The following is a 26050-nucleotide window of genomic DNA, read 5'->3' as shown; positions in this document are numbered from 1 at the left end:
TTGTCGTTAAACAGACATAAGCAAACCCTATGCCAGAGTGCGGAACACTGCAGGGCGTGCCTTTCTCTTCCTGTCGCGATCACAAAATGCACACAAAAAAAACATGTCAACTTAACATGTCTATAAAATGGACATTCCATTAGTGGGAGGGAAGCAAAATGAATCAACCGACGTTAGCCGGTGCGATCAACGCAGAGTGTGATGGACAACTAAGCCTGCCTGCGGGCAGTGAAGCCAGCCGCTGGGACAGCCTGCTGGAACAGGCGAGGCGGGATTTTGATGCCGGGCGCGAGCCGGAGTTTGTCCGCCCGGATGTCCTCAGTTCATGGAAAAGCAGCCGTGCTGCCGGGATCGATCCTGCGTATTTTGCTTACACCTTCCCACCCGAGGAACGGGTCAAACAGATTCTGGCCGACAATGCCGAGCTGATTGAGGTGGCGGGCAGCATTATGGAAAATCTGCTGGCCTATAACCCGGACGGCCACATTAATCTGACCAATGCGCAGGGGGTTACGCTCTCCTGCTGCGGTCGCGATCTGACCCCGATAGGCAGCATCCTGACCGAATCAGAGATGGGCACCAACTGTACCGCGCGCTGCCTGAAACAGCAGCGGCTGGTGTATATGCTCAACGGTGAAAACTGGAAAGCGGCCTTGCGTGAGCGCCATCTGCAATGTGCTGCCGCGCCCATCCGCGATGCTGAGGGACGGATGATCGGCGTACTGACGCTGACCGCCAGCCAGGACAATTTCCACTACCATACTCTCGGTACCGTGCAGGCGGCCGCCGAAGCGATCGGCCAGCAGCTGATCCTGCGTGCGTTGCTGGCGGAGCAGAAGTCGATCCTCGAAACGCTGAACGAAGGGGTGATCGTGCTCGATCGCTCAGGGGTGATCAAAACCATCAACCGCTATGCCCGACAGATCTTCCACGGACTGGCACGCGCCGGCCATCAAGTGGATGCGGTACTGAACCCGGAACATACGTGCCTGGCGACCATGACCTTCTGCAACGACCGCGAAATCGTCTTCAGCCCTGCCGAGAATCAGCGCGTCTGCTGCCTGGTATCGGTGATGCCCGCGCCAGGCGGCGGTAAGATTATCGCCCTGCGAGAGAATCAGCGTATCCGCGCCATTACCCGCCGGGTGATGGGGGCGAGCGCCAGCTATACCTTTGATATGCTGTGCGGCAGCGCACCGGCTTTGCAGGTCGCGATGGATAAAGCCCGTAGCTGCTGTCGCAGCGACAGCACCGTGTTACTCACCGGAGAGAGCGGCACCGGCAAGGAGCTGTTTGCTCAGGCGATCCATAACGGCAGCCTGCGTTGCGGCGAGCCTTTTATTGCTGTTAACTGCGGTGCGCTGCCGCGCGATCTGGTACAGAGTGAGCTGTTTGGTTATATGGACGGTGCGTTTACCGGATCGCGGCGCGGCGGTGCCGCAGGTAAGTTCGAACTGGCAGAAGGCGGGACGCTGTTTCTTGATGAAATTGGCGATATGCCGCTGGAAGCGCAGACCAGCCTGCTGCGCGTATTGCAGGAGAGTGAAGTGGTGCGCATTGGCGCGTCGCAGCCGGTGAAAGTCAATGTCCGTATTATCGCTGCCACCAACTGCAATCTGATCCGGGCAGTGGAAACCGGCGCGTTTCGCCGCGACCTCTACTACCGCCTGAACGTGATTTCTATTCCCATTCCCGCCCTGCGCGAACGCAGCAGCGATATTCCGGCGCTCACCGAGTGGTTCCGCGAAAAAGTCTGCACCCAGCTGAAAAAGATCAACGTGCAGTTTACCGCCGGGGCAATGGACGCTTTAAGCCACTACCACTGGCCGGGTAACGTCCGTGAGCTGGAGAACATTGTTGAGCGGGTGATCAATATGAACGACGGACTGTTTATTGATGTGCCGGATCTGCCCGATGAAGTCATCCGGCGCACGTCCTCCACCCATGCGGCCCATCCCGCGGAGCCGCAGCAGGCCGTTCGGCTTGATGTGAATGAGCGCGCGCATATTATTAGCACGCTGGATGCACTGAACGGCAATCTGCGCCAGGCAGCTCAGTTAATGGGGCTGTCACGCGCCGGGTTATATAATAAACTGAAGAAATATCAGATCAGTGCTGACGAGTTTCGCCGCTGATCGCTTCGGTCACTGCGGTGACCCTTTCGCTGTGTTGACTGAGTGCTTATGTGGTTCGAACATCTTGATTTTGCCGTTATCCTGCTACAAATCGTATTAATTGATCTGTTACTGGGTGGCGATAACGCCGTCGTTATCGCCCTCGCCTGCCGTAAACTGCCACCGCACATGCAGAAAAAAGCGATTATTCTCGGCACGCTCGGGGCGATTGTTGCCCGCGTTGTGCTGCTGATTATTGCCGTTCACCTGCTGGCGCTGCCGTGGCTGAAGATCGTCGGAGGCCTGCTGTTGCTGTGGATTGGCTTTAAGCTGGTCGGCAGTGAAGAGGAAGAAGCCAACATCAATGGCGATAACCGTCTGTGGAAAACCGTGCTGACCATTACGCTGGCCGATGTGGTGATGTCGCTGGATAACGTGCTGGCCGTGGCCGCAGCGGGTAAAGGCAACGTCTGGCTGGTGTCGTTCGGGGTGTTGATCAGTATTCCGATTATTGTCATGGGCAGCAAACTGGTACTGACGCTGCTGACGCGCTTCCCGTTTATCGTCACGCTCGGCGGAGCACTGATTGGCTGGATTGCGGGCAGTATGCTGGTCACTGACCCGGCACTGCTGCGTTATACCGCTGCGATCCCGCATCTGCACTGGATTGCCGGGACCATTGGGGCATTGTTAGTGGTGGGGTACGGTGTAGCAAGACGGCGGGTTCAGGTTAAGTCATAACGGTGGTATCGATGTTGCGGGCCGACCGGAAAAAGGGTCAGCCCGCAGAGCGGGAAACAAAACGTTTTACGCCTGAGCTTAAATCTTCTCTTTCTTCGACATGCTATCCAGATACCCCATCACAAACGCCGACAGCACAAACGTCAGATGAATAATCACGTACCACAGTAGCTTGTTATCCGGGATATTCTTCGCATCCATAAACACCCGCAGCAGATGGATAGAGGAGATGGCCACAATCGATGCCGCAACCTTATTTTTCAGCGACCCCGAATCCATCTTGCCCAGCCAGTTAAGCTTCTCTCTGTTCTCATCAATATCCAGCTTAGAGACAAAATTTTCGTAGCCGGAGAGCATCACCATCACCAGCAGACCACCAACCAGCGTCATGTCGATCATCGAAAGCAGCACCAGCACCATGTCATTTTCCGACATCTCAAGCACGTGTGGCAGCAGATGGATCAGCTCCTGGAAAAACTTAATGGCCAGCGCCACTAACCCCAGCGACAGTCCGAGGTAAATCGGTGCCAGCAGCCAGCGCGCAGAGTAAATCAGGTTTTCGACGAAACGTTCCATAGCATCCAGTTCACAATTCAACAGGGCGAACAGTATACCCGATGGCTGATAGACTTTTTCAAGGCATGCGCGCTTAAAACAACAGAATTTAAGCGACTTTACGTTGAGAACATCAATGAAGGGGCAAGAATCAGAACCAATGTTGTTGTCGCTTTACATCCCGTGAATGATGCAACACTCTGACAACCAGAATATCTTCGTATTCTGGTCTGAAAAAAAGAAGATGTTCTGCCGCCACTAAAGAGAACATATTTTCGCCAACTTCTGCACGCCGCTGACCAATTTCATGGTGCTTTAGCATATCCAGTGCAGTGAAAATACGATCAATATAAGCATCAGCGGCTACCTCTCCATAGTGACTCACGCCATAGCTAAAGATATCTTTGAGATCGTCCCGCGCTTTGGGCGTGAGCTTAATCCGTTTTCCCTGAGTCATGGCGTTTTCCCTTCACTTCCCTGATAAAGGCATTGCGATCCCACTCCTGCGGAACGCCACTCTCTAATCCCTCGGCGAGGAGCAATCTTAATTGCGCAAGTTTCGATTGTGCCTGTTGCTCTCTGAGCAATCGTAACGACTCACGAATCACTTCACTTTGCGTTCTGTAATCACCCGATTCAATCAGAGATTCAACATACCCGCGCAGCTCGTCACCTAAATCCACTGTCATGGTTCTGGCCATTGCATTCCGCTCTGTAAGATTAGTTCTTACAAATCTAACTGACTACTCTTCAGACATCCAGCCCTGTGCTGATAAATCCGCACAGATCCTATATTATTCCCGGACCGGCAGCGCCTCTTCATTACTGCCCTGTGGCAGCAAATCGTTAATCGGGCGCATCATCTTTTTCATCTGGCGCTCATAGCCGAACGGGCTGCCCTGACCGCTGTCGGTCTGCATCGTAAGCTGTGGCTGACTTGCCGCAAAGGCCTGGGTGAAAGGATGAAGAGACAGCACCGCCAGCACGGCGGCCATTTTAGTCAACTGGCGCACGGGTCCTCCGGACTTAATGATATTGACGGAACTGAATGCGGTAATCGCGCGGGGTAACATTGAAGTGCTTTTTAAACACCCGCTGGAAGCACTGCTGGGAAGAGAAACCGAGGTCCATCGAGATCGCCATAATGCTTTTGGTCGAACTGACCAGGCAGCGTGCAGCCTGATCAAGACGGCGGCTGCGAATAAACGTCGCCAGGGTGATGCCCCTTTGCTCTTTAAACGCACGTTGCAGGTGCCACTTCGAATAGCCAGATTTTGCCGCCACGGCTTCAATATTGAGGCCTTCTTCTAAGTGATCGTCGATCCAGTCGACGATAACGTCCACGATTTCATTTTTCATTTTTAGCTCCGCGATGACGGGCGCATGACGCCCACTCCTGCCTTAAAAGAACAAGGAAGTTATTTATTATTTTGATTTTATTGAAGTAATTACGATATGAAAAAAAAGGGAGAACATATCAAAAAAACGTGGAAGGGATGGTATTAGACCGCTTAAAATAGTTCAAATAGATAATATAAATCTTTGATAATAGATAAGGGCTATATGCCAGCTAACATGGATCTCAACCTGGTGCGGGTATTTATCGCCATTTATGAAACCCAAAGTGTCAGCGGGGCTGCCGAACGTTTGTTCATTACTCAGCCCTCTGCCAGCTATGCCCTAGCCCGGCTGCGGGTTGCGACGGGTAACGAGCTGTTTAAACGCAGCCGTAAAGGGATGCAACCGACTCCCACCGCCAGTCAGCTCTATACGGTTTTTAAAAAGTCTCTCAGTGGCATTGAGAAGGCGGTGGCAGACACCCGCAGCTTCTCTCCGGACACATCCTTTCACAAATTTCGTCTCGCCCTCTCTGACCTTGGCGAACTGCTGTTGCTACCCGGTCTGGTGAAACATCTGCGCGCCGTTGCCCCTAACGTGCAGCTGGAGGTGATCCCGGTAGAGATGCGAAAACTGGATGAATGGTTGCTGACCGGAAAGGTCGATGCCGCGCTGTGCAGCCGTAACGAGAGTATTTCGCTGGCGCAGCGTGACCGGATTATGGACGAGTGTTATGTCTGCCTGTTGAACGACCAGCACCCGCGCATTGGCGACACCCTGACGCTGGATGCCTACCTGGAGGAACAACACATTATTGTGTCGACCATCAGCGGGCATTATATGGTGGAAGAGCGGATAAAAGAGTATGGCTATGAGCGCCGCATTGCACTGGAAGTCCCGCACTTTGCGGCGCTGGGCGAGCTGATTGCCTCCAGCGAACTGCTGGTGACGCTGCCCTCCAGCGCGGCGAAAATCTATGTCGCACGAGGCAACGGGCGCATCATCGAACTGCCGTTTGAGCTACCGAATCTTGAGGTGTACCTGTACGGGCACACCGAGATCGGGGATATCACTGCCAAAACCTGGTTCTATAACCTGCTGAAAAACGTCAGCCCATTGCTGATGGTCCGCCGGTAACAGAGGGTTAGTCGTTGCGGCGCGGGCCACGGCTCCAGTAGGCCATAAAACTGATGCACTCCGGCGACAGGCCGCGCTCACCAATCAGATAGCGGCGCAGTTGTTTAACGGCGCTGGACTCGGCAGCAACCCAGCCATGAAAGCGTTTATCTCCGCTATCGGCACGGTCCCAGAGGATATCGCCATCCTTCTCTTCATGCAGCTCACCGCGCACCAACGCACTTTCCGGCAGCATCACCCGCTGCTGCACCGCCTGCAGTAACGCTTCACCATGAGAGGCACCGGTTTCTTCACGCGGCAGCCAGTGGATGTCGGCAAAAGTATAGTGGCTGAGATCAACACAGTCGCCGCGTTTCGGCATTTCCAGGAACATCTGTAACTGCGGCGGGTTGCTCCAGCCAGCCAGCTGTTCAAGGATCGCTTTCGCCGCCGGGAGTGCCGTTTCATCTGCAACGACCAGCGCGCGCTCCACGTCAGGGTGCGGGTCCCACTCGTAGCCACCGCTGCTGGTCGGGCAGGCGCGATTTGGTGCCACCATTTGCAGCGCTGCACCCGGCTCAGCATTCAGCGCCCAGGCCGAAGCCGGGCCTTCGGTACCGTGCATCACAAACTCGACTTCTACTTCTCCGGCATCAGCATTGACGTGACGAAGGGTATAGGTACGGGCAATCGGACGGATATCCTGCGGCATCGCGCGGGCTGTTTCCCACCAGGTTTTATCACCCTCATCGGTCAACGTTGAGGGCGTGCCGTTGAGGGAAGGAAACAGCAGTTTTATCCGCTGATCCGGTGCATCCATTTTCATCTGACGCACGTCATCACCGCTGAATACGCAGCACAGCATCGAAGGAGAAAGTACCTGCTTACGCGCCAGCACTACATTAAACAAGCGATAACCCTGAACACTCGCCATAAACCCGCCTTGTAAACCTGAAAGCCGCGCACGTGTGATAACGCACATAAGGTCGGCAAGAATAGCAAAGCCAGATGATAATGAGAATGAGAACGAGGCTTCTTTACATCACCCTCATGGAATAACGGATTGATCCCGGCGCAAAAAGCCGTCAACGTAGCGCTTTCCCTGTGGTAAATGCGGAGCACGCCGATGTCCCTGACTGTCCTGACGCAACTGGCCGATATTCCGGCCAGTCAGTGGGATGCCCTGGCCCCCAACTCTCAGCCTTTTTTACGTCATGCTTTTCTCTCCACTCTGGAAGAGAGCGGTGCGGTCAGCCGCGCTTCGGGCTGGCTGCCGCAGCATTTGCTGTGGATGGAAGAGGGAACGCCGCGTGCGGCCATGCCTGGCTACGCGAAAAATCATTCGATGGGAGAATACGTTTTCGATCACGCCTGGGCAGAGGCCAGCGAGCGGGCAGGGATTCCTTATTATCCGAAGTGGCTGTCGGCGGTGCCATTCAGTCCGGTCAGCGGCGCACGACTGCTTGGGAGCGATCGCCAGGCCGCGCAGCTGTTACAGGCCTTACCTGCGTTTCTGGCCGAACGGCAGCTCTTCAGCGGCCATATTAATTTCAGCGATGAGCGTATTCACCAGGGGCTGGAGCAGGATCCGCGCTGGCTGCCGCGCCTCGGCTGCCAGTATCACTGGCACAACCGGGGTTTTCGCGATTTCCAGGATTTTCTCGACCTCCTCACCTCGCGCAAGCGCAAACAGCTGCGCAAAGAGCGCGAGCTGGTTGCCAGCCAGGGCGTGGAGTTTGTCTGGTATCAGGGCGCAGAGGTGACGGAGGCGCAGTGGGATTTTGTTTACGCCTGTTACGCCAATACCTACCGCGTGCGCGGCCGTCAGCCTTACCTGCCGCGCCTGTTTTTCAGCCTGTTGGCCGAGCGCATGCCGGAAGCGATTCGCGTGGTGATCGCCAGCCAGCACGGAGAGCCGGTGGCCATGGCGTTCAGTCTGGTGGATGGCAACACCTTCTACGGCCGCTACTGGGGTTGCCTGGAAGAGTTCAACCGCCTGCATTTTGAAACCTGCTTCTATCAGGGGATGGAGTACGCCATTGAGCACGGGCTGCAGCGTTTTGATGCCGGTGCTCAGGGTGAACATAAGCTGATTCGTGGTTTCGAACCGGTGCTGACAGAATCCTGGCACCTGCTGCGCCACGCCGGGCTGCACGATGCGGTCGCCGATTTCCTGCATCAGGAGCGTGAAGGCGTGCGCAACTGGGCAGAGGAAGCCAAAGCCTCGCTACCGTGGCGGCAGCCCGACGGGCAGTGATACCCGTCGGGCATGACCATCATCCTTCGCCGACAAATCCGCCGGTCTGGTGGCGCCACAGGCGCGCATACAGGCCGCCTTTTGCCAGCAGTTCGCTGTGGCTGCCAATTTCGGCAATCCGGCCCTGCTCCAGCACCACCAGCCTATCCATACGGGCGATGGTCGATAGCCGGTGGGCAATCGCAATCACGGTTTTCTCTCCCATCAACGTCTCCAGGCTCTCCTGAATCGCCGCTTCCACTTCGGAATCCAGCGCGGAAGTGGCTTCGTCCATAATCAGAATCGGCGCATCCTTCAGCAGTACGCGGGCAATCGCAATACGCTGGCGCTGCCCACCGGACAACTTCACGCCGCGTTCACCCACCTGGGCATCCAGCCCGGTGCGGCCCTGCGGATCGGACAGCAGGGGAATAAATTCATCGGCTCTCGCCTGATGAATAGCGCGCGTTAACGCCTCTTCGCTGGCATCCGGCCGACCGTACAGCAGGTTCTCGCGAATCGAACGGTGCAGCAGGGAGGTATCCTGGGTGATCATCCCAATCTGTGCACGCAGGCTCTCCTGAGTGACATCGGCAATGTTCTGACCATCTATCAGGATGCGGCCACCGTTCAGGTCATACAACCGCAGCAGCAGATTCACCAGCGTGGATTTTCCCGCGCCGGAGGGGCCAATCAGGCCGATTTTTTCACCGGGCCGGATGGTCAGCTGCAGGTCATTAATCACCGTGCGTTCGCCGCCGTAGTTAAAGCGGATAGCCTCAAACTGGATTTCGCCCTGCTGCACCCGCAGCGCCGGAGCCTGGTTTTTATCACTGACTTTGACGGGCTGGGCAATGGTTTGCAGGCCATCCTGCACCATCCCGATATTTTCAAAGATGCCGTTCACCACCCACATAATCCAGCCGGACATGTTGACGATGCGGATTACCAGCCCGGTAGCTAGCGCAATCGCCCCAACGCTTAACAGTGACTGCGTCCACAGCCACAGCGCCAGCCCGGTAGTGCTGATAATCAGCAGACCATTCAGCGTAGTGATCACCACATCCATGCCGGTGACCATACGTCCCTGGCTGCGGGTTTTTACCGTCTGGTCGCCAATCGCCTCGCGGGCGTACTGACGCTCCAGATCGCTGTGGGCAAACAGCTTCAGGGTGGTGATATTGGTGTAACCGTCAACAATGCAGCCCATCAGACGGGAACGGGAATCGCTCGACGCCACCGAACGGGCTTTGACGCGCGGCACAAAGTAGCGCAGGCACAACACGTAACCGACAATCCAGATCAACAGCGGGATGGTCAGCCGCCAGTCTGCTTCGGCAAAGAGCACCAGCGTGGTGACGGCGTAAATCAGCACGTGCCACAGGGCATCGACCGCCTGCACCGCAGAGTCGCGCAGCGCGTTGCCCGTCTGCATAATGCGCTGGGCGATACGTCCGGCGAAATCATTCTGGAAGAAGTTCAGGCTCTGACGCAGCACGTAGTTATGATGCTGCCAGCGGATCATGCTGGTCATGCCGGGGTTGATGGTCTGGTGCACCAGCAGGTCGTGCAGGCCAATAAACAGTGGCCTGAAGATCAGCGCCACCACCACCATCCACAGCAGTTCGCTGCCGTGGTCGCTAAAGAAGGTGGCGGCGGGGCTGCTATTCACCAGGTCGATGATACGGCTGAGATAGCGGAACAGCGCTACTTCGATCAGTGAGGCTACCAGTCCAATCACCAGTAACAGCGCGAAGCACGGCCACACCTGACGCAGATAGAACAGATAGAATGCCCAGAGGTTGTTGGGTGGCGTGTCGGCCGGGGCATCCCTGAAGATGTTGATCATCCTTTCAAAACGGCGATAAAGCATAAAGCAGGCTCATGTGTACGGCAGGATTGTTCAGCTTAGTGCATAACCGGGGTGAGGGTCGACCTCATAGAGCCTCCCACAAATTTTAGTGGCTGACAGTGTGGCTTCGGGTCTGAGGCCAGTTTGAGCATGCCGAATAAGCAACGACCGCATCCCTGCGGGCCTCGCCACGCCGCTACGCGAGCGTCACTACCCGCAGCCGATCCCCATATTTCGTTCGCTGTTTCAGGGCCGGGGACTCCTCGGTGATAATCAGCGCGATTTCCGCCAACGGACACACATGTGCCAGCGCGCGATAGCCCATTTTACTGCTGTCCACCAGCACCACGGTTTTCTCTGCCGCCGCGATCATCGCCTTCTTCACCGGGATTTCGACGGTGTTGATATTGGTGATACCGCTGTCAAAGTGCACCCCTTCCGCCCCAAGAAACGCCCAGTCGACGTGCAGACTGTTAATCTTATCCACCGTCTCCTGGCCAATCAGGGTATAGACAGCATTCAGCATCATGCCCCCGGTGACGTGAATGGTGATCCCCGGGCAGGCACTCAGTGCCACGGCGGTCAGGACGTCATTGGTCACCACAGTCAGATTACGCTTATCGCGCAACGCCAGCGCCAGTTCATAGACGCTGGAGCCGTTATCCAGGATCAACGACTGACCGTCCTGCACCAGGCTTGCCGCATAACGTGCAATCGCCGCTTTCGCCGGATTGTTCATCTGACGGCGTACGCTGTAAGGCGTATCCAGACTGCTCTCCGTCACGCCGGATACCGGCAGCAATCCCCCATGCGTGCGCATCACCATCCCGTTTTTTTCCAGCAACGACAGGTCGCGGCGGATAGTCGAACTATCAACACCGAACACTTCGGACAGCTCTACGGCGTTCAGATAGCCCTTTTCCCTGATCATCTCAATTATTTGCAATCGTCTTTTTGATGCGCTCATGTGTCCTTCCTGTTGCGATACCTGCACACTTTCATGCACATACTGTACGAACATTGCCCTGATGTCAGTATAGCAGACAAAAAACAGGCAAATATTTGTGCTATTGCGCGAATAATGCACATTGACTGCACGAATTCGTGCAGCTACATTTAACTCATCGGTAACAACTTTCGGGAGGGCACTATCGATGTCAGCAACGATTCTCAGCGACTACGAAAAAGATATTGAGCAGCAGGTCGAGGCCCTGCGTGACCAGTTAGCTTACCAGCTACCGCAGGCACTCAGCGCACTGGATCTCAATCACTACGATCGTATTGTGCTGGCCGGAATGGGATCCTCTGATTACGCCCTGATCCCGATCGAACGTGAACTGATCGAGCGCGGTTACCCGGTATGGCGTATTGATGCGGGCAGATTGCTCGATATGCCAAACCTGGTCACCGCCAACAGTCTGCTGTGGCTGACATCGCAGTCAGGAATGAGTGGCGAAGTGGTGGCGTTGCTGAACAGCATCACCCCGCCAAAAACGCTGATTGGCATCACCAATGATACCGCCAGCGAACTGGCAAAAAAGGCACAGGTTCAGGTATTGCTGCACAGCGGGTCAGAAGCCACCGTCAGTGCGAAAAGCTACCTCAACACGTTAGTCGCCAGTTACCGGGTGTTGTACGCCCTGACCGGGCGGAATGAGAAACCTTTGCTGGCGACCGTGCATGCTATTCTGCCCGATATCGCGCAAATTATTCGCCAGCGCGCCGAAGCACAAACGCTCAGCGATGCGCTGCTGGCCCATAACCTGCCCCGCGTCGCGATGATTGGTATCGGGGCCGATGCCGCTACGGCGTTAACCGGAGCACTGATTACCAAAGAAGCGTCCAAAGTGGCCGCAGAAGGTTTTATTGGTGGCCAGTTCCGCCACGGTCCGATGGAAACCTCCGGCGCGGGGATGCTGGCCCTCCTGTTTGGTGATGGCAGCGACAACACCCTGAACACCCTGGCAGCCGATTTGCGCCAGAACGGGACGCTGGTGGTCAGCGTAGGGCCGGAGAAGTACGCCGACAGCGTGCATCTGCCCACACCCACCGAACCGCTGCCGCGTTTACTGTGTGCAATGCTGTGGGTCCAGCATCTGACTGTCACGCTGGCGCGTGGCAATGGGCGGATACCAGGGGAATTTCTCTACGGCCAAAAGATAACGGTGAAAACATGACAACCTCTGACGCACTCTCTCTACAGGCAGGCATGGATATCGGGGGTACCGGCACACGCATTATTTTGCTGGCCGGGCAGCGCGAAATCGCGTCAGAAACCGTACCGACCGCGTGGTTCGCCACGCTGCCCGCCTGGCAACGTGCCAGCGCACTGGCAGAGAAAGTGCGTCAGTTAGTGCCCGCCGGGCAGCGTTTAGCCAGCCTCGGCATCGGTGCCAGCGGCCCGGTGAACATGAACAATGAGATCATTGAAAACGAGGACACGCTGGCCTGCTTCTCCGGCTTCCCACTGGTGTCACAGTTGCGGGAACTGCTGGGTGTCCCCGTGGCAATCGACAACGATGCCGTTGCCGCCGCCCTCGGTGAGTTTCACTTAGGGGCAGGCCAGGGCAGCGGCCGCATGCTGATGGTCACACTCGGTACGGGAATTGGCGTAGCGATGCTGGAAGGCGGCACCCCGTTTCGCAACATTGATGGCAGCCATCCGGAAGCGGGCCACATCCCGGTTTCCGATGACCCGGTAGTGTGTTACTGCGGATTGCAGGGTTGCTGGGAAATGCTGGCCTCACGCGGCTGGCTACAGCAGGCGCTGACCGCCGCGATTCCCGACCTGCGCTGGGATGCCACGTTCAGTCAGAGATTAAGCCATCTGGCCGCGGAAAATCCGCGCATCAGCGGCATTCTTTATCAGTACGGCCAGATCGTTGGCCGGGGGCTAAATACCCTGCTGGCGCTGTATGGACCGGATGTGACGGTTCTCAGCGGCAGCGCAGCAGCACTGTTTCCGCTGTTTCAGGGAGGAATGGAGAAAGCGCTGGCGCGGGCCAGCGGCTATGCGGTTAACAAGCATATTATTCCATCTTCTCTGGGCGACGCGGCGGGCGCGCTCGGGGCGGCGATACTGCCAACACTCAGGGGAACCCGTCAACCATAATAAGCACGACCTATAAAGCAGTTCTTGATAATAAAGTTCTACCTTTGAAATATTTACGACAATAATAAATGTCTGGGCCGGTTAAGTTGTGCGGCTCAGCCATTCTATTGATCCAGGCGAATAAGAACGTGTTCTGACCGCTTCCTTTTTAGGTTAAATGGAGAGTAAGTAATGAAGAGATCCACCGCTTGCCTGATGACCCTGCTTGCTCTGAGCGCCTCCGGCGCTGCCTCTGCAAAAACCCAACTCAACGCCCTGTTTATGTCTCAGGCCGCCTACAGCGAAAGCGACGTGCGTGCCATGACCAGCGATTTTGAAAAAGCCAATCCGGGTGTCACCGTTAATCTTGAATTTGTGCCCTATGAAGCCCTGCACGATAAAATTATCGCGGCACGCGGCGCAGGTAGCGATGGCTACGATGTGGTGCTGTTTGACGATATGTGGCCCGCAGAATTTGCCAAATTTGGCCTGCTAAAAGATATCACCCGCCAGGTCAGCGCCGATGAGAAAGCGAAGGTGTTCGACGGCGCCTGGAGTACGGTCAGCTGGGACAAAAAACTGTGGGGCATGCCGTGGATCCTCGATACAAAATACCTCTTCTACAACAAAGCCATGCTCGCTAAAGCAGGTATTGCGAACCCACCGACCACCTGGCAGCAGGTGATGGATCAGTCCAAAATTTTGCAGGATAAAGGCATCGTTAAATATCCGCTGGTGTGGAGTTGGTCCCAGGCTGAAGCGCTGGTGTGCGACTACACCACCCTGGTGTCAGCCTTTGGCGGCCAGTTCTACCAGAACGGTAAGCTGAACTTCAGTGATGCCGGATCGGTGAAAGCCGTCACCTTTATGAAAGAATCGCTGGATAAAGGCGTCACAAACCCGAACTCACGCGAGTATCTGGAAGAGGACGTGCGTAAGGTGTTTTCCAATGGCGATGCGGCCTTTGCCCTGAACTGGACCTATATGTACAACATGGCCAACGATCCGAAGCAGAGCAAGGTCGCCGGTGATGTGGGAATTGTTCCGGCCCCCTCTGAACAACCGGGCAAAGTCGCAGCAATGAACGGTTCGATGGGATTGGGCGTGACCCAGACCAGCGCCCACCAGGATCAGGCCTGGCAGTATATCCGTTACCTGACCTCCCAGCCGGTGCAGAATAAATACGCCAAACTCAGCCTGCCTGTCTGGAAAGACTCCTACGACGATCCCGCCGTGCAGAAAGGCCAGGAGCCGTTAATCGCAGCCGCGAAAAAATCCCTCGATGTGATGCTGATGCGCCCGATTACCGCCGACTACTCACGTCTGTCGAACAGTCTGCAACAGCAACTGCAGCAGGTCCTTCAGGGCCAGCAAACGCCGCAATCCGCAATGGAAGCGGTGACGAAAAGCGCAGCCCGACTGCGTTAAGGGAACGCCATGCTCAGTCTGCAACGTCGTGAGCAGCGTCAGGCATGGGTGCTTCTGGCACCCATGCTGATTGTGATGGCCCTGTTAACCGCCTGGCCACTGCTGCGCACTATCTGGCTCAGTTTTACCGATGCCGAGCTGATTGGCAGCGGTGCACAGACCGGCTACATCGGACTGGATAACTACCTCTACGCCCTGACCGACCCGGATTTTCGTGCGGCGATTGGCCGTACGCTCTATTTCACGATGATATCAGTGGCGCTTGAGGGAGTGATCGGCGTACTCGTCGCGCTGCTGCTGAACCAAAAATTTATCGGGCGCAACGTGCTGCGCGTGCTGGTGATCCTGCCCTGGGCGCTGCCCACCATTGTTAACGCCATGATGTGGCGACTGAATTTCAACCCGGATTACGGCAGCATCAATGCGCTGCTGACTCAGGCAGGCATTATCGACGGCTACCGCAGCTGGCTCGGTTCCCCGGACTCAGCCCTCAATGCGGTGATGCTGGCTGACGTATGGAAAAACTATCCGCTGGTGACACTGCTGGTGCTGGCCGCCATGCAGTCGATTCCTGAAGATCTGTATGAAGCTGCACGTCTGGACGGTGCGCCGGCGTGGCGACGTTTTCGCGCCATCACCTTTCCGGCCATTGTCGGTGCACTGAGTGTGGCGTTGGTGCTACGCACCATCGACGCCTTCAAAGTGTTCGACATTATCTATGTGATGACGCGCGGCGGCCCGGTCGACAGCACCAAAACCCTCAGTTTCTATGTCTATCAGGAATCCTTCAGCTATCTGCGGGCCGGTAGCGGTGCGGCTTACGCCATTCTGATGACGCTGATGTGTAGCGTACTGATTGCGCTGTATATGGCGATGCTCTACCGCCAGCGCCGCAGGAGTCTTGCTGATGAAACGTAAACTGCGCCGCGTTTTACTGTATGCCGCCGCGCTGCTGCTGGCAGCGTCGATTCTCGGGCCAATGCTGTGGCTGTTTCTGATGAGCGTCAGCGCCAACAGCGACCTGACGCGTATTCCGCTGGAGTGGCTGCCGCGCCAGTGGGACTTCAGCCGTTACCGCGCGCTGCTGTCGCTCACCCCCGGTCAGCCCGGCGAACTGTTTCTGCATGCGCTGGGCAACAGCCTGCTGGTCGCGGGGTTTGCCACACTGATTTCCCTGCTGCTGGCGGTTCCCGCTGCGTTCAGCTTCTCGCGCTATGTCGGGCGCGATCTGTGGCTGTTCGCGGCGCTGGCGATCTACATGGTGCCACCCGTGGCCTTTGTACTGCCGCTCTATTTTGTGCTGCAACAGCTCGGCCTGCTGAACACCCATCTTGGTCTGGTGCTGGTCTACTGTTCGCTGATCCTGCCGTTCCTGACATGGATGCTGAAAAACCAGTTTGATGCCCTGCCACGCGATATTGAGCAGGCAGCCCGCCTGGATGGCCTGCGCTTCTGGCAGGTTCTGATGCGTATTACCCTGCCGCTGGCAAAACCGGTGCTGGGCGCCTCGGCGCTGTTCGGCTGGCTGCTGGCGTGGGATGAATTTTTCTATGCGCTGTTGTTTACCAGTAATCTCGACGCACAAACGCTGCCAGTGACCATCGCCGGATTTACTGCCGGACGCGCCACCGATGACGGCTTGATCGCCGCCGTGGGCATCCTCGCCTCATTACCGCCGTTGCTGATCGCCCTGTGGTTGCAAAAAAGCCTGGTCGGCGGGCTGGCCAGTGGCGGCAGCAAGGGGTAATTATGTCGGCAAATCGGGTCGGGCATGCCCGACCCCTACGGGAACATGCAGCCTGTTAATTGCAGGGGTGAGGCATGCTCCATGCGGGAACACGCAGCCTGTTAATTGTAGGGGCGAGGCATGCCTCGCCCGTCACCACGGGAAAACAGTATGGCACGGGTTGAACTGGTCAAAGTCACGAAACGTTACGGTACGCAAACGGTGTTGCACCCGCTCGATCTGACGATCGAGGACGGCAGTTTTACCGTGCTGGTCGGTCCTTCCGGCTGTGGAAAATCCACCCTGCTGCGTCTGCTGGCCGGGCTGGATACGATCTCTGACGGGGCGATCCTGCTGGACGATCTGCGAATAAATGATCTTGATCCCGCGGATCGCGATATCGCCATGGTGTTTCAGAGCTACGCCCTGTATCCGCATCTGACGGTGGCTGAAAACCTGGCGTTCCATATGCAGGTTAAACGGGTCAAACGGGACGAACAACAGAGCCGCATTACACGGATCGCCAGCATCCTCGGTATTGATAAACTGCTGAATCGCTACCCGCGTGCCCTCTCTGGCGGCCAGCGTCAGCGCGTGGCGATGGGCCGGGCGATGATACGTAATCCGCAGGTCTTCCTGTTTGATGAGCCGCTATCAAACCTTGATGCCCAGCTGCGTATGGAGCTGCGTGCGGAGATTAAATCGCTGCACCAGCGCTTTAAAACCACTATGGTCTACGTCACCCATGATCAGGTGGAGGCCATGACGCTGGCGGACCGCATTGTGGTGATGCGCGATGGGGTGATTGTGCAGCAGGGCAAGCCGCTGGAGATTTACGACCATCCGGTGAATACCTTTGTCGCACGCTTTATTGGATCGCCGCCGATGAATCTGCTGGCGGGTGAAGTAAAGACGCAGGATGGCATTCCCGGCGTCAACTGTAACGGACTGTGGTTTCCTCTGCCTGCTCGCTGGCACGACAGCGCCCGGCGTCAGGGCAGCCAGCCGGTGATCGTCGGGATTCGCGCCCATGATTTTGTCCAGGCACGCCACTCCACCCATCCCTCGGCATTATTGAAGGTGCTGGAAGTCACGGGCGAATCCAGCCTGCTGCACGCCGAATGGCAGGGTTTTCCCCTGCATATTCAGCTCGCCGGGCGCGTGACGCTGGAACCGCAGCAATCCCTTGCTCTGGATATCAATCCCGAAAAAATCCATCTGTTTGATGCACAAAGCGGTGCGCGGCTGGTTTAATGGTGTCATCAGGGCGAGGCATACCTTGCACCTACGATGGGATCACGTAGGGGCCGGGCAGGTCCGGCCCGTTTTTCTGCACACAAGGGAAAACCGTGGAACGTCTGGATTGCGATCGAATGTTTGTGGCGGTGCTCGAGCTGGGCAGCTTTGCCGCAGCGGCGGCCCGGCTGGGTACCAGCAGTGGCCAGGCCTCTAAACTGGTATCAAAACTGGAAAAAGAGCTGGGCGTGCAACTGCTGAAACGCAGCACGCGTGCGCTGTCCCCCACCGAAGTCGGGCAGGCCTATTTTTCTCAGGTCAAACATCTGCTGGATGAATGGGATGCGCTGGATGCCTCGGTGCGCCACGCTGCAGGGAAACCCTCAGGACGCATCAAACTCAGCGCGCCCATCACGTTTGGTGCCAGCCAACTGGCCCCGGCGCTGATCGCCTTTGCCCGCGAGTTTCCGGAAATTGAACTGGATGTCAGCTTCTCAGACCGTATCGTGAACATCGTCGATGAGGGATTTGACGTTGCCATCCGCATCGGAAAACTGAGCGACAGCAGCCTGATTGCCCGCCGCCTCAGCGATATGCGCGTGGTGATCGCCGCCAGCGATGACTATTTGCGGCGGCACGGTATGCCAACGCATACTCAGCAATTAGCCGATCATAACTGCATTATCGACACCAACTTCCGCGATCCTTATAACTGGCCGTTCGGCAATGAAGGCGAAACTGTGCCCGTCAGTGGCCGTCTGCGTTTTTCCAATGCCGAGGCCTGCCTGACCGCGGCGCTGAGCGGCTTGGGTATTGCCCGACTGCCGACCTTTATTGCCGGTGCCGCCTTACGAACTGGAACCATCCGGCCTCTGCTGATTGAGAGTGAAATTCCTCCGCTCGGCCTGTACGCCGTTTATCCCCCGGCACGCCATCTGGCCCATAAGGTACGGGCGCTGATCGACTTCCTTGTCAGCCATTATGCCGGGAAGCCAGAGTGGGATCAGGGCTGGTGATTACTTCCAATATGGAAGTAATCATTGCGCGAATGGCAGGATAATCAGTGCGGAGGAATGAGTGTAGAGTGTGTTTTATCAACCCTGACACTCACACGTTATAAGGCATCTCATCATGACTGATACCCGTACCGCCCCCTGGGCCGCGCTGATCCTGCGTCTTTCGCTTGGCATCCTGTTCCTGGCGCACGCTGGCCTGAAGTTTTTTGTTTTCACCCCGGCTGGCACCGCGAAATTCTTTGAGTCACTGGGCCTGCCCGGTGGGCTGGCTTACGTCACCATCGCCTGGGAAGTGCTGGGCGCTGTGGCACTGATTGTTGGCTACCGCCCACGCATTGCCGCGCTGCTGCTGATCCCGGTACTGCTGGGTGCGATTGCTACAGTGCACGGTGCGGCGGGTTTCTGGTTCACCAACCCGAACGGCGGCTGGGAATACCCGGTATTCTGGACAATCAGCCTGCTGGTACTGGCGTTGATCGGTGACGGAAAATACGCGCTGAAAGCCTCCCTGCCTGCTTCACGCCTGAACTGAGGAACGACTGATGCTGGTAAACGGTAAATGGACGGCAGAGTGGCACCCGGTACAGGCCACCGATGAAAAAGGCGGCTTTGTCCGGCAGACCTCAAGCTTCCGTCATTGGGTGACGGCGGATGGCAGCAGTGGCTTCCTCGCAGAGCCAGATCGCTACCATTTGTATGTGGCGCTGATCTGCCCGTGGGCGTCACGCACATTAATCGCCCGTAAGCTGAAAGGGCTGGAGGAGGTCATCAGCGTCTCCGTCGTTGAGCCACAGCTGACCGATGAAGGCTGGCACTTTGGCGACTTCCCGGGTGCCGACCGCGATACCCTGAACCACGCGGAATATCTGCATCAGCTGTATACCCGCGCCGACGACAGTTTCACCGGGCGGGCAACGGTGCCGGTGTTGTGGGACAAAAAAACCGGCACCATCGTCAGTAATGAATCGGCGGATATCGTACGCATGTTCAACAGTGGCTTTGGTGCGCTGGCAACACAGTCTGTCGATCTGTACCCTGAATCCCTGCGTGCAGAGATTGACGCGCTGAACGCGGAGATCTATCCCCGACTGAACAACGGTGTTTATCGCGCCGGGTTTGCCACCACCGCCATCAGCTACCGTGAAGCCTTTAATGATGTGTTCGGCATGCTGGCTGAGCTGGAAACGCGTCTGAGCAACAGTGGTCCTTATCTGTTTGATGCTGTTCTGACCGAAGCCGATATTCGCCTGTTCGTGACGCTGATTCGCTTTGACGTTGCCTATCACGGTCTGTTTAAGTGCAACCTGCGCCAGTTACGGGACTTCCCGGCGCTGAATGCTTACCTGCAACGTCTGCTGGCGATCCCCGGCGTGCGTGAAACGGTCAGCATCGACCATATTAAGCAGGGTTATTACTCTATTAAGGCACTGAACCCTAAAGGGATTGTGCCCGCCGGGCCAGACATGAGCGGCTACGGTTTTTAATCTGATTTACGAGGCGAACAATGTCGAAAGGATTAGTTATTTTACTGCACGGCGTTGGCAGCAGCGGCGATGATCTGGCAGGCCTGGGAGACCACTGGGCGCCCTCCCTGCCAGGCGTAAGCTTTGCCAGCCCCAATGCACCGTACCACTTTGAACAGGGTGCAGGCTGGCAGTGGTTTAGCCTGGCGGGTATTACGCCGGAAAACCGCCCTGCACGTGTGGCAGAAGCGCGTGCCGCCTTTGACCAGACTCTCCAGGCGATCCTCGATCGGCATCAGATGAGCGAGCATCTGGATAAGGTGGTGCTGGTCGGCTTCTCGCAGGGCTCGATTATGGCGCTCGATACGCTGGTGTCAGGCCGCTGGCCGGTAGCCGGGATGGTGGCATTCTCAGGTCGACTGTCATCACCACAGCCGTTCACTCCGGCGCTGAATACGCCGGTACTGCTGGTGCACGGCATGGCCGATGGGGTGATCCCGGTACAGGAAAGCGAATCGGCAGAGCAGCGTCTGCGCGCTCTGGGTGTGCAGGTCAGCAGCCAGTTTGAGCCGGGCATCGGGCACACCATTTCGGCTCAGGGCGCACAAAAGGCAGTGGCGTTTATTGCTGCACGTCTGGGGTGAAACGGGCGAGATATGCCTCGCCCTGCCGTGATCCCCGTAGGGGCCGGGCATGCCCGGCCCGATCTATTCCGCATAATCCTCAATCACCGGCGGCGGAGTAAGCGGCAGCGTAATGATAAAACGAGCACCGCCCTGCGGCCGGTTCTCCGCATGGATGGTGCCATCATGCAAAGTGACTATCGCCTGACAAATCGCCAGCCCCAGCCCGACACCCGGCACGGCCGACTCTTTGTTGCCCCGGGAGAACTTCTCGAAAATCAACTGCTCCTGCCCACCAGCAATGCCCGGGCCGTCATCCCACACTTCGAGCATCAGCCGCTGCGCTGACGACTGTGTGGCACGTATGCCGATGTTCGCCGCAGGACCTGCATATTTCAGTGCATTTTCCAGCAGATTGCTTAACACACGCTCCATCAGTGGACCATCGACATCCATCAGCAGCATCGGCGGCAGATCGAGCGCGATATTGCGTCCGGCCAGCAGTACGGAGAGCTGGCGCAACGTGCTGCCGACCAATTCATCCAGTGCCATCCACTCACGTTTCAGATGAAAGCCGCCGGACTGCAACCGCGCCATATCCAGCAGATTATTCACCAGCCGGATGGTGTTCAACGTCTGCTCTCGCATGGCACTGGCCTGCGGAGCATATGGTGAGTGCTCTGAAGCCAGGTCGAGCGTCAGAATTTCAGCCTGACCAAACAGCACCGTCAGCGGGGTGCGCAGGTCATGGGAGAGCGCAGATAACAGCGCATTACGCAGCTGTTCGCGCTCGGCCGCCAGCCTGGACACCGCCTCACGCTGGCTAAGATTCATACGTTCTAAGGCGTTGGCGATCAGCACGGTGAACGTTTCGACCAATCGCTGCTGTTCGGGGATCATCAGCTGACGCAGGTTGAGAGGTTCAAGGATCAACAGGCCCAGTGTTTCACTGCCGCTTTTCAGCGGCAGCATCTGCCAGGGAACACCGGGCAGCGTATCGGTTCCGGCCCCGGCGGGCTGGCCTTTATCAAAGCTCCAGCGGGCAATTGCCCGGTCCGGTACGGCACTGAGATGGGCTTCCCCCACCGCGACCAGCTCGCCCTGTTCATCAGGCAGATAAAGCTCACTGCGGGCCTGCAAGGTGCTCTCTACGCTGCGCTGGAGCGTGGCGGCAATATCACGCTGACTGAGCGCCCGGCTAAGGGCTTTGGCCATTTCATACAAATGGTGCGCCCGCTGTTCACGATAGCGCGCCACCCGTGCCTGATAGCGCACCCCGGCGGTCAGATTACCGACGATCACGCCGACCGCCAGCATCACGCCGAAGGTGACCAGGTACTGCACGTCCGACACCGCCATCGTGCCAGTGGGTGCCACAAACACTAAATCAAAGGCGACAATGTTCAGCAGTGTCGCCACCACCGACGGCCAGCGCCCGTAACGCAGCGCGACAATCACCACGGCCAGCAGGTAAACCATCACCAGGTTAACCGAATCGACCGCCGGTAGCAGCCAGCGCCCGGCAACGGTCACCAGCGCACAGAGTAACAACGCGGCGGCGCAACCCCGCAGTTGTGCATGCCATTTTCCTTCATTGCCGCCTCCGCCTGCGCGTGGAGCCAGTGGACTGACGGCATCTGGCGGCGGGTCATCCAGCGCGACGATCAGAATATCGAGATCCGGCCCCAGTTCGCCCAGACGGTCGGCAAAACGTTCGCGCCACCAGCGGCGGGTCGGACGGCGGCCGATAATAATTTTGCCAAGGTTGTGCTCGCGAGCGTAACGCAGCACCGCACTGGCTTCGCTCGGGTCTGAAAGCGTGGCGGTTTCCGCACCGAGCTCCTGCGCCAGTTGCAGCGTCCGCAGAATGCCGCGCCGCCGCGCTTCAGAGAGGCGATGCAGACGTGGGGTTTCGACATAAACAGCATGCCAGACACTGTCGAGCCGGGCCGCTAACCGGGCAGCACTGCGCACCAGCTTTTCACTGCCACTGTTATCACCAATGCACAACAGAATGGCATCACGCGTGTGCCAGACTTTTTCCCGTCCCTGAGTATCACGCCAGGCACGCATCTGGTCATCGACGCGATCGGCGGTGCGCCGCAGCGCCAGCTCGCGCAGAGCGATCAAGTTACCTTTACGGAAGAAGTTTTCGATGGCGCGTTCTGCGCCCTCACCGATATAAACTTTTCCCTCTTTCAACCGCTGACGCAGGTCATCCGGCGGCAGGTCCACCAGCACCACATCGTCAGCAGCATCGAAAAACGGGTCAGGCACGGTTTCGCGCACGCGGATGCCGGTCACGCCGCCAACCACATCGTTCAGGCTTTCCAGATGCTGAACGTTGACCGTGGTGATCACGTCAATACCGGCATCCAGTAGCTCTTCAATGTCCTGCCAGCGTTTCGGGTGGCGTGAGCCACGGGCGTTACTGTGCGCCAGTTCGTCCATCAGAATCACTGCCGGATGGCTGGCCAGCGCTGCATCAAGGTCAAATTCGGGGTGGCGATGCTGCCCGGTGGCCCGTCGCGGCAGCAGGGTCAGCCCGGCCAGCAACGCAGCCGTTTCCGGGCGGTTGTGGGTTTCCACCACGCCTACCAGCACCTCCAGCCCCTGTGCACGCAGACGGCGGGCCTCCTGGAGCATCGCCCACGTTTTTCCCACACCAGCACAGGCACCAAAGTAAATTTTCAGCTTACCGCGATGGCTTTCTGCCGCCAGGCGTAGCAGCGCATCCGGATCAGGGCGCTGGAGTTCGTCGTTCATCCGATTCCTTAAACAGGGAAAACAACGGGCGAGACATGCCTCGCCCCTACGCGAGTTTCGCAGGTGAGCGAGCCCTTACCACCGTAGTGGTGGGCATACCCGACCCGTCAGGGTTTAACGCTGTAATGCATCCAGTGCCAGGTTCAGCGCCAGCACATTCACACCCGGCTCCCCGATAAACGCCGGGCGCGGCGTCATCGTATTATCGGCAATGAGCCGTTCAACCGTTTCCAGTGGAAGCTGGCGTGCCTGCGCTACGCGTGCTGCCTGCCAGTGCGCTGCCGCAGGTGAAATCTGCGGGTCCAGCCCGCTGCCGCTGGCAGTGACCAGATCCACCGGCACCTGATGGCTGGCCTGCGGGTTCGCCGCACGCAGTGCCGCCACGCGTTCAACAATCGCCTTGTCCAGCGCAGGGTTGCTGCCCGCCAGATTGCTGCCAGAAGAGGCCAGCGGATTATACGCCGCATCACCCGTGGCCGATGGCCGCCCCTGGAAATAATCAGCACGCGTAAAATTCTGGCCGATCAGGGCCGAACCGCGCACGGTACCCTCCTGGCGTAACAGCGAACCATTGGCCTGCTGCGGGAACCACCACTGCGCCAGCCCGGTGGTTAACAGAGGATAGAGCAGCCCGGTGACCAGCGTCAGTAATATCAGTAAAAACAGAGCAGGACGTAATTGGCTCATCATATTTTCCTTATGCCATGCCCAGAAGGGTCAGTAACATATCAATCAGTTTAATCCCAGCGAATGGCACCAGCAGGCCGCCGACACCATACAACCACAGATTACGACGCAGTAGCGCGGCAGCACTCAGCGGGCGATAGCTCACCCCTTTCAACGCCAGCGGGATCAGGAACACAATCACCAGCGCGTTGAAGATCACCGCTGACAGAATGGCGGAGTTGGGTGAGTGCAACTGCATCACGTTCAGCATATTGAGCTGCGGCAGCGTGGCAGCAAACGCGGCCGGGATAATGGCAAAATACTTTGCCACATCGTTAGCGATACTGAATGTGGTCAGGGAACCGCGCGTCATCAGCATCTGTTTGCCGATATGCACCACTTCCAGCAGTTTGGTCGGGTTGGAGTCGAGATCGACCATGTTACCCGCCTCTTTTGCCGCCTGGGTACCGGAGTTCATGGCCACCGCCACATCAGCCTGCGCCAGTGCCGGGGCATCGTTGGTGCCATCTCCGGTCATCGCCACCAGCCGTCCTTCGGCCTGATACTGACGGATGAGTGCCAGCTTGGCTTCGGGGGTCGCTTCTGACAGGAAATCATCCACGCCAGCCTCGGCGGCGATCGCGGCGGCAGTCAGCGGGTTATCCCCGGTGATCATCACTGTTTTAATGCCCATTTTTCGCAACTCGGCGAAGCGCTCTTTAATGCCGCCCTTCACAATGTCCTTCAGCTCCACCACGCCCAGTACCGTTACACCATCACAGACGACCAGCGGTGTGCCGCCCGCACGCGCCACCTGTTCCACCAGGCCGTTAACCTCTGGCGGGAACTGGCCGCCGTTGCTGTCGATATAGCGGCGCACCGCATCGACCGCACCTTTACGCACCGTGCGCTGCTGCACGTTGACCCCGCTCATGCGCGTCTGCGCCGAGAATGGAATAAAAGTGGCATCCAGGCTTTTCAGGTCGCGTTCGCGCAGATTAAATTTCTGCTTCGCCAGCACGACAATACTGCGCCCTTCCGGGGTTTCATCGGCCAGTGAGGCCAGCTGTGCGGCATCGGCCAGCTGCTGTTCACTGATACCCGCGGCAGGCAGGAACTGCGTTGCCTGGCGATTACCCAGCGTGATGGTGCCGGTTTTATCCAGCAGCAATACATCAACATCCCCCGCCGCTTCCACCGCACGTCCACTGGTGGCGATCACGTTGGCCCCCAGCATACGGCTCATGCCCGCCACGCCAATCGCCGACAGCAAACCGCCGATAGTGGTGGGAATCAGACATACCAGCAGCGCCACCAGCACCGTCAGGCTCACTGGCGTCCCTGCCCAGGCGGTAAACGGCCAGAGCGTGGCGGTGGCGAGCACAAACACGATGGTCAGCGCCACCAGCAGAATAGTCAGGGCAATCTCATTCGGGGTTTTACGCCGTTTCGCCCCTTCCACCATCGCAATCATCCGGTCGAGGAATGTTTCCCCCGGGTTGACGCTGCACTGCACCACCAGCCAGTCGGAGAGAATCCGTGTACCGCCGGTGACGGATGAGAAGTCACCGCCAGATTCGCGGATGACGGGGGCCGATTCGCCGGTGATGGCGCTTTCATCCACCGATGCGCCACCCACCAGCACCTCCCCGTCACAGGGGATCATATCGCCCGCTTCCACCAGTACCCAGTCACCTTTGCGCAACGAATCAGCCGCCACTGACTGATGGCTGGCGCCGTATTCAGGCTCTGCGAGTTTTTTGGCAAAGCTGGTTTTAGTGATACCTTTCAGGCTGTTGGCCTGCGCTTTACTGCGCCCTTCGGCCAGCGCTTCCGCCATATTGGCAAACAACACGGTAAACCACAGCCAGACGGCGATAGCGGCAGTAAAGCCTGTTTCACCCGGGGTTTTACCGGCAGCCATTGCGATGGCCAGCAGCGTGGTCAGCACACTGCCCAGCCACACCACAAACATCACCGGGTTGCGCACCTGAATGCGTGGGTCCAGTTTTTTCAACGCATCGAGCAGCGCGACACGCATCAGCGCCCCATCAAATAGCGCCTGTTGATTACGACTCATGTC

At 57.6% G+C, this 26050-nt stretch carries 25 protein-coding genes; 14 read left to right on the top strand and 11 right to left on the bottom strand.

Features of this window, described 5'->3' with window-relative positions:
• Positions 1-158 precede the first annotated feature (158 nt).
• Both HHI26_RS18350 and HHI26_RS18345 read left to right on the top strand, forming a co-directional pair.
• The gene (locus tag HHI26_RS18350) at positions 159-2135 is read left to right on the top strand and encodes a sigma 54-interacting transcriptional regulator (protein ID WP_171149476.1); all 1977 of its coding nucleotides are present in this window, start codon (positions 159-161) and stop codon (positions 2133-2135) included.
• Between the two features lie 48 nt (positions 2136-2183).
• Complete coding sequence (locus HHI26_RS18345) at positions 2184-2855, top strand: TerC family protein (RefSeq protein WP_133844426.1); 672 nt, start codon at positions 2184-2186, stop codon at positions 2853-2855.
• Positions 2856-2933: 78 nt separating this feature from the next.
• Here the strand turns inward: HHI26_RS18345 and HHI26_RS18340 are convergent, their stop codons facing one another.
• The 5 genes from HHI26_RS18340 to HHI26_RS18320 all read right to left on the bottom strand — a co-directional run bounded on the left by HHI26_RS18340 (position 2934) and on the right by HHI26_RS18320 (position 4769).
• Positions 2934-3431, bottom strand: coding sequence for a TIGR00645 family protein (locus HHI26_RS18340; protein ID WP_133844428.1), 498 nt, complete (start codon positions 3429-3431; stop codon positions 2934-2936).
• A gap of 130 nt (positions 3432-3561) precedes the next feature.
• A complete protein-coding gene (locus tag HHI26_RS18335; RefSeq protein WP_133844430.1) occupies positions 3562-3867 on the bottom strand; it encodes a type II toxin-antitoxin system RelE/ParE family toxin in 306 nt (101 codons plus the stop codon).
• The gene (locus HHI26_RS18330; RefSeq protein WP_133844432.1) at positions 3845-4111 is read right to left on the bottom strand and encodes a type II toxin-antitoxin system ParD family antitoxin; all 267 of its coding nucleotides are present in this window, start codon (positions 4109-4111) and stop codon (positions 3845-3847) included. Before HHI26_RS18330 ends, HHI26_RS18335 begins: the two co-directional genes overlap by 23 nt.
• Before the next feature lie 93 nt (positions 4112-4204).
• A complete protein-coding gene (locus HHI26_RS18325; RefSeq protein ID WP_133844434.1) occupies positions 4205-4423 on the bottom strand; it encodes a hypothetical protein in 219 nt (72 codons plus the stop codon).
• Positions 4424-4436: 13 nt separating this feature from the next.
• Positions 4437-4769 carry a helix-turn-helix domain-containing protein gene (locus HHI26_RS18320; RefSeq protein ID WP_133844436.1) on the bottom strand — a complete coding sequence of 111 codons (333 nt, stop codon included), beginning with the start codon at positions 4767-4769 and terminating at the stop codon, positions 4437-4439.
• Between the two features lie 204 nt (positions 4770-4973).
• Here HHI26_RS18320 and HHI26_RS18315 point away from each other — a divergent pair, with 204 nt between their 5' ends.
• Positions 4974-5885, top strand: coding sequence for a LysR family transcriptional regulator (locus HHI26_RS18315; RefSeq protein WP_133844438.1), 912 nt, complete (start codon positions 4974-4976; stop codon positions 5883-5885).
• 7 nt (positions 5886-5892) lie between these two features.
• On the opposite strand, the gene HHI26_RS18310 is transcribed toward HHI26_RS18315, so the two are convergent.
• Positions 5893-6798, bottom strand: a complete 906-nt coding sequence (locus HHI26_RS18310; protein WP_159337725.1) for a siderophore-interacting protein — start codon at positions 6796-6798, stop codon at positions 5893-5895.
• Between the two features lie 192 nt (positions 6799-6990).
• On the opposite strand from HHI26_RS18310, the gene HHI26_RS18305 reads away from it, so the two are divergent.
• Positions 6991-8121, top strand: a complete 1131-nt coding sequence (locus tag HHI26_RS18305; protein WP_159337723.1) for a GNAT family N-acetyltransferase — start codon at positions 6991-6993, stop codon at positions 8119-8121.
• A gap of 19 nt (positions 8122-8140) precedes the next feature.
• Here HHI26_RS18305 and HHI26_RS18300 read toward each other — a convergent pair whose 3' ends face one another.
• Both HHI26_RS18300 and HHI26_RS18295 read right to left on the bottom strand, forming a co-directional pair.
• Positions 8141-9973, bottom strand: a complete 1833-nt coding sequence (locus HHI26_RS18300; protein ID WP_133844446.1) for an ABC transporter ATP-binding protein — start codon at positions 9971-9973, stop codon at positions 8141-8143.
• Between the two features lie 175 nt (positions 9974-10148).
• Positions 10149-10919 (bottom strand): DeoR/GlpR family DNA-binding transcription regulator, encoded by a 771-nt coding sequence (locus tag HHI26_RS18295; protein WP_133844448.1) that lies wholly within the window; start codon positions 10917-10919, stop codon positions 10149-10151.
• Between the two features lie 187 nt (positions 10920-11106).
• On the opposite strand from HHI26_RS18295, the gene HHI26_RS18290 reads away from it, so the two are divergent.
• The 10 genes from HHI26_RS18290 (at position 11107) to HHI26_RS18245 (ending at position 20556) form a co-directional block, all read left to right on the top strand.
• Positions 11107-12129, top strand: coding sequence for an SIS domain-containing protein (locus HHI26_RS18290; RefSeq protein ID WP_133844450.1), 1023 nt, complete (start codon positions 11107-11109; stop codon positions 12127-12129).
• A complete protein-coding gene (locus HHI26_RS18285) occupies positions 12126-13064 on the top strand; it encodes an ROK family protein (RefSeq protein WP_171149475.1) in 939 nt (312 codons plus the stop codon). The genes HHI26_RS18290 and HHI26_RS18285 overlap by 4 nt, the downstream gene beginning before the upstream one ends.
• Positions 13065-13235: 171 nt before the next feature.
• A complete protein-coding gene (locus HHI26_RS18280) occupies positions 13236-14471 on the top strand; it encodes an extracellular solute-binding protein (protein WP_133844454.1) in 1236 nt (411 codons plus the stop codon).
• A 9-nt stretch (positions 14472-14480) separates the two neighbouring features.
• Positions 14481-15389, top strand: a complete 909-nt coding sequence (locus HHI26_RS18275; RefSeq protein WP_133844456.1) for a sugar ABC transporter permease — start codon at positions 14481-14483, stop codon at positions 15387-15389.
• Positions 15379-16218 (top strand): carbohydrate ABC transporter permease, encoded by an 840-nt coding sequence (locus HHI26_RS18270; RefSeq protein ID WP_133844458.1) that lies wholly within the window; start codon positions 15379-15381, stop codon positions 16216-16218. Before HHI26_RS18275 ends, HHI26_RS18270 begins: the two co-directional genes overlap by 11 nt.
• A 150-nt stretch (positions 16219-16368) precedes the next feature.
• Complete coding sequence (gene ugpC / locus HHI26_RS18265; protein WP_133844460.1) at positions 16369-17451, top strand: sn-glycerol-3-phosphate ABC transporter ATP-binding protein UgpC; 1083 nt, start codon at positions 16369-16371, stop codon at positions 17449-17451.
• A 95-nt stretch (positions 17452-17546) separates the two neighbouring features.
• On the top strand, positions 17547-18449 hold the full coding sequence (locus HHI26_RS18260; RefSeq protein WP_133844462.1) for a LysR family transcriptional regulator: 903 nt from the start codon (positions 17547-17549) through the stop codon (positions 18447-18449).
• A gap of 115 nt (positions 18450-18564) precedes the next feature.
• Positions 18565-18981, top strand: coding sequence for a DoxX family protein (locus HHI26_RS18255; protein ID WP_133844464.1), 417 nt, complete (start codon positions 18565-18567; stop codon positions 18979-18981).
• A 10-nt stretch (positions 18982-18991) separates the two neighbouring features.
• Complete coding sequence (locus HHI26_RS18250) at positions 18992-19933, top strand: glutathione S-transferase family protein (RefSeq protein WP_171149474.1); 942 nt, start codon at positions 18992-18994, stop codon at positions 19931-19933.
• 20 nt (positions 19934-19953) lie between these two features.
• Positions 19954-20556 (top strand): dienelactone hydrolase family protein, encoded by a 603-nt coding sequence (locus HHI26_RS18245; protein WP_133844468.1) that lies wholly within the window; start codon positions 19954-19956, stop codon positions 20554-20556.
• A gap of 63 nt (positions 20557-20619) precedes the next feature.
• Here the strand turns inward: HHI26_RS18245 and kdpD are convergent, their stop codons facing one another.
• The 3 genes from kdpD to kdpB form a co-directional block, all read right to left on the bottom strand.
• A complete protein-coding gene (kdpD, locus tag HHI26_RS18240) occupies positions 20620-23301 on the bottom strand; it encodes a two-component system sensor histidine kinase KdpD (protein WP_133844470.1) in 2682 nt (893 codons plus the stop codon).
• Positions 23302-23415: 114 nt separating this feature from the next.
• Entirely contained in the window at positions 23416-23988 is a 573-nt protein-coding gene (kdpC, locus tag HHI26_RS18235; RefSeq protein ID WP_133844473.1) for a potassium-transporting ATPase subunit KdpC, read from the bottom strand.
• 10 nt (positions 23989-23998) lie between these two features.
• Positions 23999-26047, bottom strand: a complete 2049-nt coding sequence (gene kdpB / locus HHI26_RS18230) for a potassium-transporting ATPase subunit KdpB (protein ID WP_159337710.1) — start codon at positions 26045-26047, stop codon at positions 23999-24001.
• Positions 26048-26050: the final 3 nt, after the last annotated feature.

Source organism: Erwinia sp. JH02 (assembly GCF_013074405.1).
GTDB classification, from domain to species: Bacteria; Pseudomonadota; Gammaproteobacteria; order Enterobacterales; family Enterobacteriaceae; genus Erwinia; species Erwinia rhapontici.
The sequence above is the reverse complement of the archived record's forward strand: the minus strand, read 5'-3'. Positions and strand labels throughout refer to the sequence as shown.